At 60.5% G+C, this 1813-nt stretch carries 1 protein-coding gene; it reads left to right on the top strand.

Annotation, left to right across the window (positions count from 1 at the left end):
- Positions 1-1813: EAL domain-containing protein (locus NN5_RS24570; RefSeq protein ID WP_157081332.1), on the top strand; the 1813-nt coding region annotated here is incomplete at both ends.

The raw sequence follows: 1813 nt of genomic DNA, 5'->3' as shown, positions 1-1813 counted from the left end.
CAGAGTGGGCTGGCTGTGGGCGACGAACGAGCACGGCAACCTCATCTATGTTTCGGAGATGCTGCTCGAAGCCCTTGAGATAGATCCGGCGACCGTGCTGGGTCAGCCACTGGGCAATCTGGTCGAGACGGACCCGGAAAACCGCGACGAGAAATCGAGCCGTCCTCTCAACTTCCTCATCAGCAGCCACCTCAAGATAACCGATCTCACCGTCCGGCCCAGAACCGCAGCCGACAGGAAGCCGGGCGGACCTCTCTGGCTCTCGCTTTCGGGCAAGCCAAAATTCGATGATTCCGGCAGTTTCGAGGGATACCGAGGCGGGCTCAGGGACATTACCGAGCAGTACCAGCGTGAACTCCACGAGATACATCAGGCGACGTCCGATGCCCTGACCGGCCTGGCCAACCTCCACAGGCACAATACGCAACTCGACGGCTATCTGCGGGCCTTCAAGAGCGCGAAGCGCAGTTGTGCCTTGGTATTGCTCGATCTCGACCGCTTCAAGCAGGTCAACGATACGATGGGGCACCCCGCCGGCGACGAATTGTTGCGTCAGGTTGCCAAGCGCCTGCACAGCGTGGTGGGGGACAGCGGAGAGATCGGCCGGCTGGGCGGCGACGAATTTGCGATCATCTTGCCGGATACGGACGATTGGGGGACGCTGGGGAACCTGGCCGAGAAGATCATCCAGATCGTATCCCAACCTTATCGCATCGACGACAAGAGAGCCGTCATCGGGGCTTCGGTCGGCATCGCGATTGCCCCCCATGATGGGCTTGAGCGGGAACAGCTCACCAAGAGCGCCGATCTCGCGCTCTATGCCGCCAAGAAGGGCGGGCGAGGCCAGTTCCGGCTCTTCTCTTCCGACCTCAAGGATGAAAAGGAAGAGCGCCAGCTGCTTCTGGACGACTTGCGCGAAGCGCTGGCCAGGGAAGAACTGGAACTTCACTACCAGCCGATAGTCCGGGCCGATGACAACGCCGTAGTCGGCTTCGAAGCCCTGATGCGCTGGGAGCATCCGGAAAGAGGAGAAGTCACTCCGGGGACATTCGTCCCGATTGCCGAGGAATCCGGCCTCATCATTCAGATTGGCGAATGGGCTCTTCGCCGTGCCTGCATGGAGGCCCTGAACTGGCCCGAGGAAGTGAGAGTGGCGGTCAACGTCTCTGCCGTCCAATTCGCGAATGCGGGCTTCATCACAGCGATAACCGCGGCGCTTGCAGAAAGCAGCCTCCCGCCCGACCGGCTGGAACTGGAACTGACGGAAAGTATCTTCCTGGGAGACAGCGATGCCGCGGAAGAGACTTTCAGGATACTCAAGGCCTATGGCGTCCGGCTTGTCCTTGATGATTTCGGCACCGGCTTTTCATCGCTGAGCTACCTTCGCTCCGCTCCGTTCGACAAGATCAAGGTGGACAAGAGCTTCGTCGAGACCTGCACGCTCAAGAAGCAGAACAGCTCGACAATCATTGCCGCTATCGTTGGCCTTGCCGATGCGATCGGTATGGAGACCACCGTCGAAGGCGTGGAGGCTTTCGACCAGCTCGAACTTGTCCGCGAAAAGGGAGCGCGCTTCATCCAGGGGTGGCTGTACTCGAAGGCGCTGACGCCAGTGGAGATCGCGGAACAGCTTGGGCCTGAACACTTCAAGATCAAGCCGTCCGGGCCTGCCAGGCATCGGCCCGAGCGGCGCACCGTGATCCGCAGGATCGGCATCATCCATGAAGATCATCGCTACGATGCCGTGATGCGCAGCATCTCGAAGACGGGCGCCTTGATCGAGGGGCTGATCGGCGTGCCCTGCGATACCGAT

It is taken from the genome of Novosphingobium naphthalenivorans NBRC 102051 (assembly GCF_001590985.1).
In the GTDB taxonomy this organism is placed as follows: Bacteria; Pseudomonadota; Alphaproteobacteria; order Sphingomonadales; family Sphingomonadaceae; genus Novosphingobium; species Novosphingobium naphthalenivorans.
Note: the sequence above shows the minus strand (reverse complement) of the source record. Positions and strands in the feature narration are given on the sequence as shown.